Source organism: Desulfuromonas carbonis (assembly GCF_054658035.1).
In genome coordinates this window covers 424,145-440,547 of sequence record NZ_BAAHXR010000002.1, presented here as the reverse complement: position 1 = coordinate 440,547, position 16,403 = coordinate 424,145, and the positions used below count along the sequence as shown (strand labels likewise).

Below are 16,403 nucleotides of genomic sequence, written 5' to 3'. Positions count from 1 at the left end.
GACGGCCGGGGGCCTGATAAGGGTTTTGTCTTGAAAATCTTCCTGGTATTCGTTGTTTTTTGTTATCATACACTATTTCTGATCCCAGAAACGCGGTGACCGACATGGAACCAAAAGACAAATGGCTGACCATCGAGGAGCTTTCCGGCTATCTGAAGATGAGCCGCAGCAAGTTCTATCAGCTGGCCCAGAAAGGCGAGTCGCCAGGCTCAAAGATTGGAACTCAGTGGCGGTTCGACCGGGATGAGATCGATGACTGGATGAAGAGCCTGCGACAAACAACAACACAAAAGGCATCGGTCAACAATGGATAGCCACATTAAAGAGGGATCGTCATGCCGAGCCTGATACAGCCAACACTCTTCGACCTGTTGGATGTTTCAGCCTTCCCGAGACCGGCGGCGGTTACTGACGCGATTGAAACGCTGGCTTCGAACAGTAGCATTGAAGCCCGGGGGGCAATCTTTACGCGCATTGAGGTCGTTGATTTTATTCTCGACCTGGTTGGCTACGTCGCCAGTGAGCCATTGCACCACCGTCGTATTTTGGAGCCTTCTTTTGGAGAGGGCGATTTCCTTCTTCCCATTGTTGAACGACTACTTGCTGCGTGGCGAGAGCATGGCGGGAATGTTTCTGCCGCTGACGTTGAATTAGGAGGGGCCGTTCGTGGTGTGGAGTTACATAAGGCAACATTTTTCTCCACACACAAGACCGTCGTCAATCGACTTGTAAATGAGGGGATTTCGACATTCGTTGCTTCAGCTCTCGCCGACCAATGGCTGATTCAGGGGGATTTCCTTCTTGAGCGACAAAACACCAGCTTTGATTTCGTCGTCGGTAATCCGCCATATGTCCGGCAAGAACTGATACCAGCTCCGTTGTTGTCTGAATACCGTCGTCGCTATCAGACGATGTATGACCGTGCCGACCTCTACATTCCCTTCATCGAACATTCGCTGTCTCTTCTCGACAAAGGCGGAGCTCTTGGTTTTATCTGCGCCGACCGCTGGATGAAAAACCGCTATGGCGGTCCATTGCGGGAGTTCATAGCAAGAGGTTTCCATCTCAAAGCCTATGTCGATATGGTGGATACAAATGCCTTTCATTCCGAAGTCAGTGCTTATCCGGCAATCACCGTTATTACCAAATCGAAAACAAGTGCTACCCGTATCGCCCATAGACCTGAGATCGACAAAAAGACGCTCGCTTGCGTTGCTGTGGATATCAACTCGAATTTCCTGCCAAAAGATTCATCAGTTCGAGAAATAGTTGGAGTGGTAAGTGGTTCTGAACCTTGGCTTTTGGAATCGTCGGATCAAATGTCGCTGATTCGACGTATCGAGAGCCAATTTTCCACACTAGAACAAGCAGGTTGTAAGGTCGGGATTGGTGTGGCCACTGGCGCTGATAAGGCGTTTATCGGGAAATTCGATTCTCTTGACGTCGAGACCGACCGAAAACTTCCACTTGTGGCGACCCGTGACATTCAATCCGGTGAAGTCGTCTGGCAAGGTCAAGGCGTTATCAATCCGTTCGCAGATGACGGCGGCCTTGTCGATTTGCGGGATTACCCCAAGTTGGCCAGCTACCTTGAAGAACGAAAGTCGGTCATTGCAAAGCGCCACTGTGCACAGAAAGCACCGTCAAATTGGTACCGGACGATTGACCGGATATGGCCGGAGCTGACCAGGCAGCCGAAATTGCTGATACCTGATATTAAGGGCGAGGCTCATATTGTTTTTGAGCCCGGCAAACTCTATCCGCACCACAACCTTTACTATGTCGTCTCAGACACTTGGGATTTGCGGGCCTTACAGGCCGTATTGCTTTCCGGCATCGCCAAGCTATTTGTGGCGACCTATTCAACAAAAATGCGCGGAGGTTACCTGCGTTTTCAGGCGCAGTACCTGCGGCGCATCCGCATCCCCTTCTGGCAGGACGTATCTGAGAATCTTCGGCGGGAGTTGATCCATGCCGCGACCACCCGTGATCTTGATGCCTGTAACAGAGCGGTTTTTAAGCTCTACAACCTGAATCAAGAAGAACGATCCGCTTTTGGCGGCAATGGAGAATGAAGATGGCAATTGACCTCGTGGATTACGAGCGCAAGGCTCGTGAAGCGGTGCAGGCGTTTTGGGGAAACCGGGAAGCCGCCAGGCAGAAGCAGATTGAATCGGGCAAGTCCGACCAAGGCGAACGAGCTGGCGTTACTGCCGGAAAAAACATGGACGGCTTCATCGCATTGATATTGGATGTGATCCGCGCTAACGGTCTTGCAAATGCCGATATCCACCAAAAACGCGCAGTTCTGACGTTGCCCGGTTTCTTTCGGCCAACCAAACTCTGGGATCTGCTTGTCATCCACAAAGGCGAGTTGATCGCGGCCATAGAGCTGAAAAGTCAGGTCGGACCTTCTTTCGGAAATAATTTCAACAACAGGACAGAAGAGGCCATTGGAACGGCCCATGACTTATGGACGGCCTATCGCGAGGGTGCTTTCGGCAAACAGCCTCGACCGTTTGTTGGCTGGCTGATGCTGGTTGAGGAGGCCCTGGAATCCAGTTCTTCGATCAAGGACAACTCCCCCCATTTCCCAGTGTTCGAGGAATTCAAGGGCGCTTCATATCTTCAGCGGTACGATCTGTTGTGCCAGAAACTGACACAGGAACAGCTCTATACAACTGCTTCGCTTATCGCCTCACCGAGAACCGCCGCTGGCAATGGTGAATTTTCCTCACTGTCCTCAATGACCAGTCTCAAAACTTTTGTAACGTCCCTTGCTGGGCATATTGCTGCTGAAGCTGCAAGGCTGGAATAAATTCATTCACCACTTCGCCGACGGCAATGGCCGTTTAGGAAGGGTATGGCAAAGCCTGATTCTGGCCCGCTGGAATCCCCTGTTCGCCGACATCCCGGTGGAAAGCCTGATTTTCGAGCACCAGGCCGAGTACTAACAGGCTATTCAGGAAAGCACCCACAAGACCGATTCCGCTCCCTTCATCACCTTCATGCTGCGGATGATTTTGGATACTTTGAGCATCTCGACCCCGGAAGTCGCACCGGAAGTCACCCCGGAAGTCCGGCTGCTCTCTGTCCTTTCTGGAGAGATGACCCGGCAGCAACTCAAAGAGGCGCTCGGGCTGAAAGATGATGAACATTTCCGCAAGGCATATCTGTTCCCGGCTCTGGAGGCTGGGTTGGTTGAAATGACCCTCCCCGACAAGCCGCGCAGCAGCAAACAGAAATACCGCCTGACCGACAAGGGCCGTCAGGTGGTGGCCCGGCCCGGCGGTGGATAACTTGTGACAAACTCACGACATGGCTTGTGACATGCCCTGGCTCAGCGATCAAGTACCGACCAAGTGACCGACCAGGTAAATGTCAGAAAGAGAGTTTATGATGTATCCCGCCTTTCAACGCTATTTCGGCATCGACTACTCCGGCGCGGAAACCCCGGACGCCAGCTTAAAGGGGCTCCGGGTCTACGAGGCCAGCCACGAATCTATGCCGGTTGAAATCGAACCGCCGCCCAGTCCGCGCAAATACTGGACCCGGCGCGGCTTGGCGGAATGGCTGGCGGAGCAGTTATCCGGGGATGTGCCGACCATCGTTGGTATCGACCATGGCTTTTCCTTTCCCCTGCGTTATTTTGAAGTTCATTGGCTCGAGCCGGACTGGCCCACTTTCCTCGACGATTTTCAGAAGCATTGGCCGACCGACGCCGAACACATTTACGTCGATTTCATTCGCCACGGTTCACGGGGCAAAGGCGAGGCCCGTTCCGGTAGCGCCCGCTGGCGGCGCATCACCGAGGAGCGGGCCGGGGCCAAGTCGGTCTTTCATTTCGAAGTGCCCGGCTCGGTGGCCAAATCGACCCACGCCGGGCTGCCCTGGCTTCGGTATCTGCGCAATCAACTTGGAGACCGCATCCACTTCTGGCCCTTCGATGGCTGGGAAATTCCTGCGGGCAAATCCGCGCTGGTGGAGGTCTACCCGTCGTTGTGGAGCAAGAGCACTCCACGGGAGGGCCGCACGCCCGACCAGCACGATGCCTACGTTGCTGCCGCCTGGCTGAAAAAGTCTGATACGGATGGCACCATCGGAAATTTCCTGAAGCCCGACATGCTGCCCGGCGAATACCCCGTGGCCCAGGTAGAGGGGTGGATTCTGGGGGTGATGTGAATTTGATCTGGAGCAGTGAAACGGAAAGTTTTCGCGCCTGGGCACCAGATTTCGACAGGTGGCCGAAGAGTTGGATGGGCGTTGCGGAAGATCTCGCCTACGGCAAGAAGCTGTTGCCCTGGTTTGCCGGTTTTCTGCAGGCGCTTTATGACGAGGGATTGTCCCGAAAGACCTTCGCCCAGTATCGCGACCACCTCTGGCTGCTTGGCGGGTCCATTATCAGCCAGGTTTCCCTGTACGAGGAGTATCAGGTTGATCCGCTGGAGAAGCTGCGCGAATCGGTGGCCGATGACGGCATTTTGCCCGACGATTATGACCAGATGACCCACGCCGAAATGAACTACCCCGCAGCAAGCTACGGGGTATCAACAGCCTACACCCTTAGTAAAAATCGCGCAGCAAGCTGCGGGGAATTGAACCCAACTTTTGATTAAATGCCCTCGCGCGCATGTGCCGCAGGTTTGAAAAATTCCTTGGGGCATCGCTATAAAAACAGGAGCTGTATGACCCTGGCCTTTATCGCCGTAATCTTTGGCTTGGCGCTCCTCGTCTGGAGCGCCGACCGCTTTGTCGAGGGCTCGGCCGCCACCGCCCGCCATTTCGGCATGCCGCCGCTCTTGATCGGCATGGTGATCGTCGGTTTTGGCACCTCAGCGCCGGAGATGGTGGTGTCGGCGCTGGCCGCGTCGCAGGGGAACCCGGGGATCGCCCTGGGGAACGCTTACGGCTCGAATATCACCAACATCGCCCTGATCCTCGGGGTGACGGCCTTGATCAGCCCCATCGCCGTTCATTCGCAGGTGCTGCGCAAGGAGCTGCCGATCCTCACCCTGGTAACCGCCCTGGCGGCATGGCAGATCTGGGATGGCGGGATCACCCGGCTCGATGCCGTGGTGCTACTGGCCCTGTTCGGCGGCCTGATGGCCTGGACCGTCTGGCAGGGGATGCGGACAAAGACCGATACCCTCGGCAGCGAAATGGAGCAGGAGCTCGATGTCCGTGCCATGCCGATGCGCCGTGCGGTCTTCTGGCTGGTGGTGGGGCTGGTATTGCTCATCGCCAGCTCCCGCATTCTGGTCTGGGGCGCGGTGAAGATCGCCCACGGCTTCGGCGTCAGCGACCTGATCATCGGCCTGACTATCGTTGCGGTCGGTACCTCGCTGCCGGAACTCGCCTCGTCGATCATCGCCACCCGCAAGGGGGAGCACGATATCGCCCTCGGCAACGTCCTCGGCTCCAACCTTTTCAATACCCTGGCGGTGGTCGGTATCGCCGGTGCGATTCACCCGATGGCGGTAGGGCCAGAGGTTTTCAATCGCGACATGCTGGTGATGGCCGTACTGACCCTGTCGCTCTTCGTGATCGGCTACGGGTTCCGGGGCCCGGGCCGCATCAATCGCATCGAGGGCGCGGTGTTGGTCGCCTGTTACCTCGGTTATACAGCCTACCTGGTCAGTACCCTGTTCGGGTAGAACCAGCGCCGGCGATAGACCCTTCGTCCCCGGAAACCCCTTCCCGGCCGGGTTCCGCGCTAACCTCCGGCCAAGACTCCTGGCCGCATTCCCGCATGGTATAGTTGGGATATCCACCGCGATTTTGGGGGGACGCCATGCTACGCCTGCTGTCAGCCCTGTTCGGGCCATTTTCGCTTTTCTGCGGATTGGCCCTTGGTCTGCTGTTTCGTTACATCCCGCCGCCGTCCTTCTGGTACTGGCTGGCGGCCGGGGGACTGCTCGTGCTGGGCGCGTTTGCCATCGGACGCAGCCATGGCTGGCGCTGGGCCACCCTCGGCAGCTCTCTGGCCATTGCCGTCAGCCTGCTGTGGCCCCTTTGGCCCCATGGCTGCCTGGGCGACTCGCGGGTCCGCACCGGGGAGCTTTTGTCGGAAGTCGAAGTGCAGGTTACCGACGACCTGCGCCAGGGAACGTTTGCAACCCGCCGCACTCTCCAGGTCCTCCCCGGCTTCCAGGTCTCCCTCTTCGCCACGGGCCTGGGGGCGCCGCGCATGCTCGCCTTCAGTCCCGCCGGGGATCTCTATGTCTCCCTGCCGCGGGACGGTATGGTGGCAGTGCTGCCCGATCGCAACCGGGATGGGCTGGCCGACCGTCGAATCGATTTTGCTACCGGCCTCGATCGCCCTCACGGCCTGACCTTTGCGGGTGTCGATCTGGTGGTGGCAGAGAACAGTCGCCTGCTGCGATTGCGGGACAGCGATGGTGACCTGCAGGCCGATGGAATCAAGGTGCTCACCAGTGACCTGCCCGGTGGCGGTGGCCATTGGACCCGCAGCGTAGTGCGCGGGGAAAAGGGAGACTTCCTGGTCTCTGCCGGGTCGAGTTGTAACGCCTGCATCGAAAAAGACTCCCGGCGCGCCGCCGTTCTCGCAATCCCCGCTAGCGGGGGCGCCGCGGTTCTCTTTGGCAGGGGGCTGCGCAACAGCGTTGGGCTCGCCATCGATCCGCTGCGGGGCGAATTGTGGGGGAGCGACAACGGCCGGGATATGCTCGGTGACGACCTGCCACCCGATGAGATCAACCAGATCGTTGCCGGTGGCGATTATGGCTGGCCTTACTGCTACGGCGAACAGGTCCCCGACCCTGAACTGGGATCCGCCCGGCGCTGTCGCGAGACTCTGGCGCCGGCCGTTGCAATTCCGGCCCATTCGGCGCCCCTCGGTATCACCTTCGGAACCGGGTTCGCTGCCCCGCAGCCTTTTCGGGAGATGCTTTACGTCGCCCTTCACGGTTCCTGGAACCGCAGCGTTCCTACCGGGTACAAGCTGATCGGCATCCCCTTTCGGGATGCTCGTCCTGCGGGAGCACCCCGGGACGTGATCCGTGGCTGGCTTCAAGAGGGGACGGCCTGGGGACGACCGGTGGCGCCAGCGATTGGCCCCGATGGAGCCCTCTATCTCAGTGATGATCGCAGCGGAGCCATCTACCGTATTACCTTCAAGGAATGAGGAGGCAACAGTGATGATTCAGATCGAGAACCGCAGCGCTACCCCGACATTATGCGGGAGCGTGGCAGACATGGGAGCCTTGCGCTCATGAATCGCGGCGGGGGAAGACGACCACGCCGGCCGGTACCCGCCCTCTCCCAGGCCGAAATCGATGAGCGGGTGCGGCGGATGCGGGCCGAGCAGGAGAAGAACAGCAACTACCGGGAGAAATCCCTGAAACTGCATGACTGGATTTGTGCCAAGTGCGGACGGGAGTTCGATGCCGGGAACCTTCACCTGCTGACGGTTCATCACAAGGATGGCAACCACGCCAATAACCCACCGGATGGCAGCAACTGGGAAAACCTCTGCGTCGAGTGTCACGACGACGAGCATAGCCGCAGCCTGCTTGGCGACTATCTCCATGGTCCCGGAAAGGGGAGGGGCGAGTGACCGTTTGACAGCCATTTCCCCTTGACACCCCGGGAGTGATCTGGTATCAATGTCGGGCTCTCGGCGCTGCCAGCGCAGCGTACGGCCCCGTCGCCAAGTGGTAAGGCAGAGGTCTGCAAAACCTCCATCACCAGTTCGAATCTGGTCGGGGCCTCCAATCGAACCTGAAGCCAGCCTCTTACGGGCTGGCTTTTTCGTTGTGGCGCCTATGCATATCCTCTCGCTCCCGATTCTGTTCCTCTTTGCCGTGCTTGGTTCGAGCGCCGGCTTCCTGGCCGGGCTCCTCGGCATCGGTGGCGGTGTCATCCTCGTGCCGCTCTTCCTGGTGATTTTCGGTCTTGCCGGGTTTTCACCAGACATTATCGTCCATGCCGCCTTTGGCACCAGCCTGGCAATCATCATCCCGACCTCGGTCAGCAGCACCCTCGGTCATCGCAAACGCGGCAACGTCGACTGGCACCAGGTCGGCTTTCTCGCCCTCGGCGGCATCGTTGGGGCGCTGATCGGCGCAGCCCTGGCCGCCCGGCTCTCCGGCGACTGGCTCAAGGGCCTGTTCGGGATGATGCAGATCCTTGTCGGTGTGAAAATGTTTCTCTTCAAACCCCATCTCCCGCCGATCCGTGATGAGCGAGTCTCCGCACTGCCGCTTCTGGCGGTTGGCCTTTTGGGTGGTGCTTTCTCGGCCTTTTTCGGGGTCGGTGGCGGCGTCGTTGCGGTACCGCTGATGGTTATCGCCCTGCAGCTGCCGATTCAACTGGCGGTTGGCAACTCGAGTGCGCTGATCGTCATCTCCTCCCTCACCGGGGCGCTCTCCTATATCGCGCACGGTTGGGAGATCCCCGATCTGCCGGCCTTCTCCCTTGGCTACGTGAATCTGCTGGTCGCCGCAATTGTGGCCCCGTTCAGTATCCTTTGCGCCCGCCTCGGGGTGCGGGTTGCTTCCCGTACCGCCCATGCTAAACTCGTCTCGATCTTCTCCCTGCTGCTGGTCCTGATCGGGCTGCGCATGATTTACCAAGGATTCTTCTGACCCCGAAAGGATTCTGAAATGCTGCGACAGGCTGCCGTTGCCGGCCAGTTCTACAATTCGGATCCTCTTCTCCTGCGGCGCCAGATTCTCGAACTGACACCTGAGGCCACGACGCGCCAGGCCCTGGGAATCGTCTCGCCTCATGCCGGTTATATTTATTCGGGGGCTATTGCCGCTGAAACCTTCGCCCGGGTCGCGATACCGGACCGGGTTGTCATTATCGGCCCCAATCACCACGGGTTCGGCCACCCTGCGGCTATCTATGCCGACGGCAGCTGGGAGACACCCCTCGGCAAAGTCCATGTTGACGCTGATTTTGCCGGCCGCCTGCTGCAGCGCTGCCCGCAAACCGGGGCCGACTCGGCCGCCCATCGTTTTGAGCATTCCCTCGAGGTCCAGGTCCCCTTTCTCCAGGTGCGAAATCCCGGCGCGCGGATTGTGCCGCTCTGCCTCGGTCATCTTCCGCTGACGGAACTCCTCGAGATTGGCGAAGGGCTCGCCACCTTGATCGCTGAAGATCTGCACCCGACCCTGATTGTCGTCAGCAGCGACATGACCCATTATGAAGCGGGAGAGATTGCCCGCGGCAAGGATCAGCTCGCCATCGACTGTGTCCTGGCGCTCGACCCCGAGGGGCTCTACCGCACCGTTCGGGAGCGCCGCATCAGCATGTGCGGGGTTCTGCCGACCGTCGTCCTGCTTGCTGCCGCCCGGGTTCTGGGTGCCACCGGGGCGGAACTGATCCGCTATGGCAATTCCGGCGATGTCACTGGCGACCAGCAGGAAGTGGTCGGCTACGCCGGCCTCGCGATCTGGCCTGCCGCTACTTCGTGACCTGCCCAGAAAAGCCTTGTCAGCCCTGCCGCCATCCGGTATATACTGCGGGTCGCCGAGCGTTGCGAGCTTCATCCCGCCGCTTTCCATTACCCGCTCCCGGAGTCATTCCATGTCCAAGCTGCGTGTCCGTTTTGCCCCCAGCCCGACCGGCTATCTACATATTGGTGGTGCCCGCACCGCTCTCTTCAACTGGCTGCTCGCCCGCAAGGAGGGGGGTACCTTTATCCTGCGCATCGAGGATACCGACGTGGCCCGCTCCACCCAGGAATCGGTCGATGCCATTCTCCAGGCAATGGAGTGGCTTGGGCTCGATTACGATGAGGGTCCTTATTACCAGTCCCAGCGTTTCGAGCTTTACCGCGCCAAGGTCGACGAGCTGCTGGCCAATGGAAGTGCCTACCGCTGTTATTGCAGTGCCGAGGAACTTGATGCTAGGCGCGAAGCGGCCCTGAAGTGCGGCGGCAAGCCCAAGTATGACGGCACCTGCCGCCATCGGCAGGATCAGCCGGACGCCCCTTACGTCGTTCGTTTCCGGGCGCCGCAGGAAGGGGAGACGACCTTTGTCGATCGTATCAAGGGGCCGATTACCTTCGCCAACGATGAGCTAGACGACCTCATCATCCAGCGCAGCGATGGGACCCCGACCTACAACTTCGTGGTCGTCGTCGATGACGCCGAGATGGGACTGACTCTGGTGATCCGCGGTGACGACCACATCAACAACACCCCGCGGCAGATCCAGATGTATCAGGCCCTCGGCTACCCGGTTCCCGAGTTCGCCCATGTGCCGATGATTCTCGGCGCCGACAAGGCCCGGCTTTCCAAACGCCACGGCGCCACCTCGGTCATGGCTTACCGGGAGATGGGCTTCCTCCCCGAGGCGATGGTCAATTACCTGGTGCGCCTCGGCTGGTCCCATGGCGACCAGGAAATCTTCAGCCGCGAAGAGCTGATTGAAAAATTCAGCCTCGACAGCGTCGGCCGCGCCGCCGGGGTCTTCAACCCCGACAAGCTCCTTTGGCTTAACGCCCATTACATCAAGCAGGGTGACCCGGAGCGACTCGGCACTCTGCTGGCTGAACAGCTGGCGGCGCGCGGGGTCGATCCCGGTTCCGGCCCGCCACTGGCGGCGGTGGTCAAAACCCTGCAGGAGCGTTCCCATACCCTGGTCGAAATGGCTGAGGGTGCGCTCTTTTACTATCGCCGCGAAGTTGAGTTCGATGCCGAGGCGGTGACCAAATTTCTGACCGCGGACAAACAGGTGGTATTTGATGCACTGATTGCAGAGCTGGAGGCCACCGAGAGCTGGGATCACGCTGGCATCGAGGCGGCCTTTGGCCGGGTCATGGCAGCAACGGGCCTCAAGCTCGGCAAGTTCGGTCCCGCGGTGCGCGTTGCGCTGGTCGGGGGGACTACCAGCCCAAGCCTTTTCGACGTTCTCGAAGTTCTCGGCCCTGAAATTTCCCTGCGGCGGCTGCGCCAGGCCCGGGGAATGCTTCAGGGCTAAAGGGTGAAAGTTTTCCCTTGACTCGTTCGGGGATTATTGTTACATACTCCATCTCGTTTTGGGGTGTCGCCAAGCGGTAAGGCAACGGACTCTGACTCCGTCATCCCTAGGTTCGAATCCTAGCACCCCAGCCAGAGTCATCCGCGACGCGTATCGCGATAATGAATAGACACGGCCCCTTCGTCTAGCGGTCTAGGACACCGGCCTTTCACGTCGGTAACACGGGTTCGATTCCCGTAGGGGTCACCAATCAACGCCTTCCCGAGGGGAGGCACTAAGGTGGAGCTTAGCTCCACCTTTTTTTTTTGGTGCGCCAGGCATGGCGCGTAGCGCCTTGACTGGCGCTGTCTGATTCACTGTGGTGGTGAATCAGTGACTTGGGGGTGCAAGTCCCCTGCGGACCCTGATGGCGGGAACCGCTAGCCGGACGGCAAGGGTGTCCATCGCGAGGTGGAATCTGAAGGAAGCCGCAGGCAAAATCCCGGTCCGACGAACAGAAACCGCATGAGGCAGTCTCATCCGGGCGAGAAGGCCAATATCTTCAAAGCCCGATAGCCATCCGGGAGGGTGGGGCTGTAGATGCGGCGGGTAGATGGGAGGAAGGTCACGCGCATTACCCTGGGAGATCTGTCGGTCTGCCTCGTGCTACCGTCACCGTAAGGTGTCGGGACGGGCCGGCAGAAGTCAGCAGAGGCCGTAGTAGCCGGAGTAACCACCCGGCAAAGGGCCGAACACGAGGCGTCGTTTCAGGAGACTCGCGTTTCGATGACGACAAGAGCAGCAGAAGTCCCGGTCGAGATACCGGGAGCCGTCCCGGAGGGCAGCGGCCGGAAGCCGCCAGAGCATGGGAGCGGTGCGTCAAACGTCACGGCAACGAGAGACCCTTCCTGGACGAAAGCGGAAAGGGGGCTGATGGAAGACGTCGTCAGCCGCCCGAACATGATGGCGGCCTTAGAGCGGGTGGAAGCCAACAAGGGCGCCCCCGGCATCGACGAGATGACGACGGGCGAGCTTCGCGGTTTTCTCAAGGAGAAGTGGCCGACCATCAGGGAAGAGTTGCTGAATGGGACGTATCGCCCCCAGCCGGTGCGGAAGGTGGAAATCGAGAAGCCCGACGGGGGAGTGCGCACCCTGGGAATCCCCACGGTGTGCGATCGGCTCATTCAGCAGGCGCTGCATCAGGTGCTGACGCCGCTATTCGATCCGGACTTCTCCGAGAGCTCCTACGGGTATCGTCCCGGACGGAGTGCCTGGCAGGCGGTTAGAGCCGCCCGTCGGCATGTGGCCGACGGCAAGCGCTGGGTGGTCGATATCGACCTGGAGAAGTTCTTCGACCGGGTGAACCACGACATCCTCATGTCGCGGGTCGCCCGTAAGGTCGAAGACAAGCGGGTATTGCTGCTCATCCGGCGGTACCTGCAAGCCGGAGTGCTCGAAGGCGGGCTTGTGTCGCAGAGGGTGGAAGGGACGCCGCAGGGTGGTCCCCTCTCACCTCTTCTGTCGAACATCCTGCTCGACGCGTTCGACAAGGAACTGGAGAGGCGCGGTCACGCCTTCTGCCGCTACGCCGACGACTGCAACATTTACGTGCAGACCAGGCGCAGCGGCCAAAGGGTCATGGCCAGTCTCACCCGGTTCCTGGAGGAGCGGCTGGCACTCAAGGTCAACGTCGCCAAAAGCGCCGTCGACCGTCCTTGGAAAAGGGTCTTTCTGGGTTACAGCATGACCTTTCACAAGAAACCCCGCCTCAAAGTGGCGGAGTCGAGAGTGAAGCGGTTCAAGGCCGGACTCAGGAAGGTCTGCCGACGGGGGAGGGGACGCAGTCTCGCTCAGGTCATCAAAGAAATCACCCCGAAGCTACGGGGGTGGGCCTCTTACTTCCGCCTGGCGGAGGTCAAAGGCATCTTCGAAGAACTGGACAAATGGCTGCGGCGGAAGCTGCGCTGCATTCTATGGCGACAGTGGAAGCGCCCCTATACCCGGGCCAAGAGGTTGATGCAGCGGGGATTGCCGGAAGCCCGGGCGTGGAAATCGGCCACGAACGGGCGAGGCCCCTGGTGGAACTCAGGGGCCTCGCACATGAATGAAGCGTATCCGACATCCTTCTTTCGCTACTTGGGGCTGATCCGCTTGACCGATCAGCACCGCCGCTTTCAGAGCGCCTTGTGAACCGCCGTGTACGGAACCGTACGCACGGTGGTGTGGGAGGACGGCGGGGGCGACCCCGCCTCCTACCCGATCCGTGAGCTGGCCCGGCGGTGAAATTTGTCGGTTGACCTTTGCCGTGACGGAGTGTACAAACGTGCCATGGCGCTGAATTTACATGCCTCTCCGCAGTTTTGCCTGCTCACCTCGAAGCACTTTTCTGCGGTCTCCTTCGGCGAAGAGCACCCCTTCAAGGTGCAGCGCTATCGGCTCGCTTACGACCTGATCGAGGAACTCGGACTCGGGAGGGGGCCCACCGTCTCCTGTGTTGAAGCGCCGCTGGCGACTGAGGAGATCCTTGGCAATTTCCACCGCCAGGACTATCTGCAGCGACTGCGGGAGTTCAGCCTCTCCATCACGCCGCGTGCTGATTTCCGCTTTGGTCTTGGCGATGTGGAAAACCCGGTCTTCCCGGAGATGTACGACTGGTCGCGGCTTTGCTGCGGCGCCACCCTGGAAGCGATGCGGCTGGTGGTGGAGGATCGCTTTCGGGCCGCGTTCAATCCGGCCGGTGGCTATCATCATGCCCAGCCCGCGCGCGCTTCCGGCTTCAGCTATCTTAATGATGCGGCAATTGCCATCCGCAGCTACCTGGACCGCGGATTGCGCATCGCGTATCTCGACCTCGATGCCCATCATGGTGACGGCGTACAGCAGGCCTTTTACGATACCGACCGGGTATTGACGATCTCGGTTCACGAAAATGGCAAGGATTTTTACCCGCACACCGGTTTTGCCGACGAACTCGGCGAGGGGGCCGGTTATGGTTATGCGGTCAATATTCCGCTGCTGCGCCATGCCGATGATCTTATCTTCGAACAGGCCCTGACGCGCATGGTCCTGCCGTTGCTGCGCAGCTACCACCCTGATCTTCTGGTGACTCAGGCCGGGGTTGACGGGATGCGAACCGATCCCCTGGCCAGGCTCGAGCTCACCACGCGTTCCTACGAGTTTGCCGCCCGGTCCCTGGCCAGTCTGGGAATTCCCTGGGTGATTCTCGGTGGCGGCGGCTACGACAAGTGCAACGTGGCCCGCTGCTGGGCTCTCTTTTGGGCCGCAGCCTGCGGCATTGAACTGTCCGATTGCCTCCCTCCCGGTTTTCGGGCCCGCGCCAGGAGCCTTGGCTGGCAGGGTGAATCGTTGCGGGATGCCCCGCATCTGGCCCAACCGGGGGATTTTGCCCGTGCCCAGCGCGACCTTGAGCGAGTCCTTGGTTTTCTCGAGCGGCGGCTGGAACCGGTGCATGGTATTTCGCGCAGGAGAGGGGCATGACGCTTCCGGCCGGATCACAACTGCTGGATGAGGCCGGACTGCCGCTCTTTTCCCTGCGGGACATCAACCGGCTCGATCGGGTGGAAAAAGAGAAGATTTACTGCCAGCTGATCCCGGTGCCGTTGCTGGAACGTTTTGATTTTGCCGACAGGCAGCGTCAGGTCCGCTTTATCTGCCCGGAGGGACTTGGCCTGTTGCGGATCGAGGTGCGGCTTCACCCCGATGATGCCGATTGCCTTTTTTTTGTCGAAGTGGCCGATACCCCCTTCGGGCAAATTGAACTTTCCTTTTGCCTGATCAACGATCCTTCGGCACCCCGATTCGATATTGACCGCGACGAGACCGGGCGGGACAATTCCTTCGGCACCCTGCGCAGAAACCTCGGTGCCGAACTCGCTGCCATGAAGGCCGGTCTTTCGCCGCACCAGGTCCGCCGCGGACTGCAGCTCTTCAAACCATTTTTTCACCAGTTCGAGCGTTTTGTTGCCGCGCTTGGCTGCGGCATGATCGTTGCCGAGCCCTTGTCCTACAGCAACGCCATCCGCTACGAGGGGTATGGCTTTGACTACACCACCGGCAAACAGCTGATGCTCTGGATCGATCGTGAATTTCGCCCTGGAGGGATCCTTTTCCAGCGGCTCGACGGATCGAGCCCGTTTCGCCAGCCGGGCATGGAACAGAGCGTGCGCGGCCGGAGCTGGGCCATTCACGATGGTATTCTCGGCAAGCCCTGGGACGGGGTTAAAATCTACAAGGTGCCGGGAGTCGACAGTCGAATCGACACCTTTCCCGGTCGCCGGTACTAACCAAAAAGGAACAGTTTATGCCAGATATCCAGGAAGGCGCACCCATGGGCCGGGGCGATTTTCGCTTCTGGACCCCGCCGGCCGGATTCACCGTCAAGGTCGGGCCGGAAGAACGCCCTGTCGTCCTCCCCGACCTCCCGCTGCCGCTTAAACGCCAGCTTCAGACCGGCGAGGCTCCCGCGGCCGATGCCATCGGTAGCAGCCTCTACGATTATCTGCGTCAATTCCCGGATGGTGCCAACAACCGGCAGTATGCTGAATTGCTCAGGGATGCCTGGCCGCACTATCTCGCTGACCTGGGGGCGATGGCGTTGATGCTCGACCACAAGGAAGTCGACCCGCCCTATGTCAAGCGCAAGATCAATGCGCTGAAGATTCTCGCTCTCCTGGAACCGGAAAACGCCGGACTGCACCAGCAGATCGGCATGGCCTGTTTCCATCTTGCCCTGAATAATCAGGAGATGAGCTCCAGCCGCCAGCATTTGCAGCAGGCCCTCAAGCACCTCCACCTGGCACTGGAACACCGGCCGGGCGATCCCGCCAGCCTCAATCTCCTCGGACAGACCGATTTTTTGCTCGGCGATTATCCGGCCGCGGCTCGTTCCTGGCGCCAGCTCCACGACCACCTCGCCCCTTCCCCGGCGCGGGAGGCGCTGGCCGCCAGGCTGGAGCGGATCACCCGGGCCGGCATGCCGGATCACCCCCTGGTCGAAGAACTGGAAGCAGTCGGTCATGCCCTTGAATTATGCGGCGAGGAGCGCTTTGCCGAGGCCCGTCTCCTTCTCGATCAGCTGGAAGAGCAGGGAGAACTCCCCCGGGAATTGCCGGCGGCCGAATTTTATTATCTTCTCGGCGTCTGCCGGGAACGGACCGGTGAGCCGGCTGGCGCCTTTGACGCCTTCAGCAAGGCGCTGGAGCTCGACTCGGATTACCAGCCGGCCCGGGACGGAATCGAACGGATCCAGGGCGAGAAAGGGGACAAGGCATGATGCACGATCCGCGCGGCGCAGACGTCCTCTTCATTCTATTGATTGCCCTCTTGATCTGGGGCATCCTCCGGCTGGTAAGCCGCGCCCGGGGAGGGGCCGGCAGTCAACAACCGCCGCCGGCCGATTTGCCACCGGTCGCCAGGAAAGACGATCGCCACTGAACCGGTCTCATCGGTTTTGG

16 protein-coding genes, 3 tRNA genes and 1 pseudogene are annotated in these 16,403 nt (G+C 60.0%); all 20 read left to right on the top strand.

From position 1 onward, the window contains the following. Positions 1-104: 104 nt before the first annotated feature. The 20 genes and pseudogenes from ACYQ8E_RS04360 to ACYQ8E_RS04265 all read left to right on the top strand — a co-directional run bounded on the left by ACYQ8E_RS04360 (position 105) and on the right by ACYQ8E_RS04265 (position 16,383). A complete protein-coding gene (locus ACYQ8E_RS04360; protein WP_066727313.1) occupies positions 105-314 on the top strand; it encodes a helix-turn-helix domain-containing protein in 210 nt (69 codons plus the stop codon). 21 nt (positions 315-335) lie between these two features. Beyond that, on the top strand, positions 336-2,075 hold the full coding sequence (locus ACYQ8E_RS04355) for an Eco57I restriction-modification methylase domain-containing protein (protein WP_197463624.1): 1,740 nt from the start codon (positions 336-338) through the stop codon (positions 2,073-2,075). A 2-nt stretch (positions 2,076-2,077) separates the two neighbouring features. Continuing rightward, positions 2,078-2,818 carry a PaeR7I family type II restriction endonuclease gene (locus tag ACYQ8E_RS04350; RefSeq protein WP_066727312.1) on the top strand — a complete coding sequence of 247 codons (741 nt, stop codon included), beginning with the start codon at positions 2,078-2,080 and terminating at the stop codon, positions 2,816-2,818. Then, positions 2,817-3,299: pseudogene (locus tag ACYQ8E_RS04345) on the top strand (Fic family protein); the annotation flags it as partial. The gene ACYQ8E_RS04350 and the pseudogene ACYQ8E_RS04345, both read left to right, overlap by 2 nt. A gap of 97 nt (positions 3,300-3,396) precedes the next feature. Further along, positions 3,397-4,182 carry a hypothetical protein gene (locus tag ACYQ8E_RS04340; protein WP_459860232.1) on the top strand — a complete coding sequence of 262 codons (786 nt, stop codon included), beginning with the start codon at positions 3,397-3,399 and terminating at the stop codon, positions 4,180-4,182. Continuing rightward, the gene (locus tag ACYQ8E_RS04335; protein WP_459860231.1) at positions 4,179-4,616 is read left to right on the top strand and encodes a ParB N-terminal domain-containing protein; all 438 of its coding nucleotides are present in this window, start codon (positions 4,179-4,181) and stop codon (positions 4,614-4,616) included. Before ACYQ8E_RS04340 ends, ACYQ8E_RS04335 begins: the two co-directional genes overlap by 4 nt. Before the next feature lie 69 nt (positions 4,617-4,685). Then, positions 4,686-5,654: a calcium/sodium antiporter gene (locus tag ACYQ8E_RS04330; RefSeq protein ID WP_459860229.1), complete on the top strand. Its 969-nt coding sequence runs from the start codon at positions 4,686-4,688 to the stop codon at positions 5,652-5,654. 137 nt (positions 5,655-5,791) lie between these two features. Next, complete coding sequence (locus ACYQ8E_RS04325) at positions 5,792-7,144, top strand: PQQ-dependent sugar dehydrogenase (RefSeq protein ID WP_459860227.1); 1,353 nt, start codon at positions 5,792-5,794, stop codon at positions 7,142-7,144. An 87-nt stretch (positions 7,145-7,231) separates the two neighbouring features. Beyond that, positions 7,232-7,576 (top strand): YajD family HNH nuclease, encoded by a 345-nt coding sequence (locus ACYQ8E_RS04320; RefSeq protein WP_066727299.1) that lies wholly within the window; start codon positions 7,232-7,234, stop codon positions 7,574-7,576. An 83-nt stretch (positions 7,577-7,659) separates the two neighbouring features. Continuing rightward, a tRNA-Cys gene (locus ACYQ8E_RS04315) sits at positions 7,660-7,733 on the top strand. Positions 7,734-7,784: 51 nt separating this feature from the next. Then, positions 7,785-8,606 (top strand): sulfite exporter TauE/SafE family protein, encoded by an 822-nt coding sequence (locus ACYQ8E_RS04310; protein WP_066727297.1) that lies wholly within the window; start codon positions 7,785-7,787, stop codon positions 8,604-8,606. Positions 8,607-8,624: 18 nt separating this feature from the next. After that, positions 8,625-9,440: an AmmeMemoRadiSam system protein B gene (gene amrB, locus ACYQ8E_RS04305; protein WP_066727296.1), complete on the top strand. Its 816-nt coding sequence runs from the start codon at positions 8,625-8,627 to the stop codon at positions 9,438-9,440. 112 nt (positions 9,441-9,552) lie between these two features. Next, complete coding sequence (gltX, locus tag ACYQ8E_RS04300) at positions 9,553-10,950, top strand: glutamate--tRNA ligase (RefSeq protein ID WP_459860225.1); 1,398 nt, start codon at positions 9,553-9,555, stop codon at positions 10,948-10,950. 59 nt (positions 10,951-11,009) lie between these two features. Further along, positions 11,010-11,084, top strand: a tRNA-Gln gene (locus ACYQ8E_RS04295). A 39-nt stretch (positions 11,085-11,123) separates the two neighbouring features. After that, positions 11,124-11,199 (top strand) — tRNA-Glu (locus ACYQ8E_RS04290). A 516-nt stretch (positions 11,200-11,715) separates the two neighbouring features. Further along, a complete protein-coding gene (gene ltrA / locus ACYQ8E_RS04285; protein WP_066724184.1) occupies positions 11,716-13,119 on the top strand; it encodes a group II intron reverse transcriptase/maturase in 1,404 nt (467 codons plus the stop codon). A 138-nt stretch (positions 13,120-13,257) separates the two neighbouring features. After that, a complete protein-coding gene (locus ACYQ8E_RS04280) occupies positions 13,258-14,427 on the top strand; it encodes an acetoin utilization protein AcuC (RefSeq protein ID WP_066727294.1) in 1,170 nt (389 codons plus the stop codon). Then, positions 14,424-15,233, top strand: a complete 810-nt coding sequence (locus ACYQ8E_RS04275; protein WP_066727293.1) for a hypothetical protein — start codon at positions 14,424-14,426, stop codon at positions 15,231-15,233. Before ACYQ8E_RS04280 ends, ACYQ8E_RS04275 begins: the two co-directional genes overlap by 4 nt. 17 nt (positions 15,234-15,250) lie before the next feature. After that, the gene (locus ACYQ8E_RS04270; RefSeq protein WP_459860224.1) at positions 15,251-16,222 is read left to right on the top strand and encodes a tetratricopeptide repeat protein; all 972 of its coding nucleotides are present in this window, start codon (positions 15,251-15,253) and stop codon (positions 16,220-16,222) included. After that, positions 16,219-16,383, top strand: a complete 165-nt coding sequence (locus ACYQ8E_RS04265; RefSeq protein ID WP_157471859.1) for a hypothetical protein — start codon at positions 16,219-16,221, stop codon at positions 16,381-16,383. The genes ACYQ8E_RS04270 and ACYQ8E_RS04265 overlap by 4 nt, the downstream gene beginning before the upstream one ends. Positions 16,384-16,403: the final 20 nt, after the last annotated feature.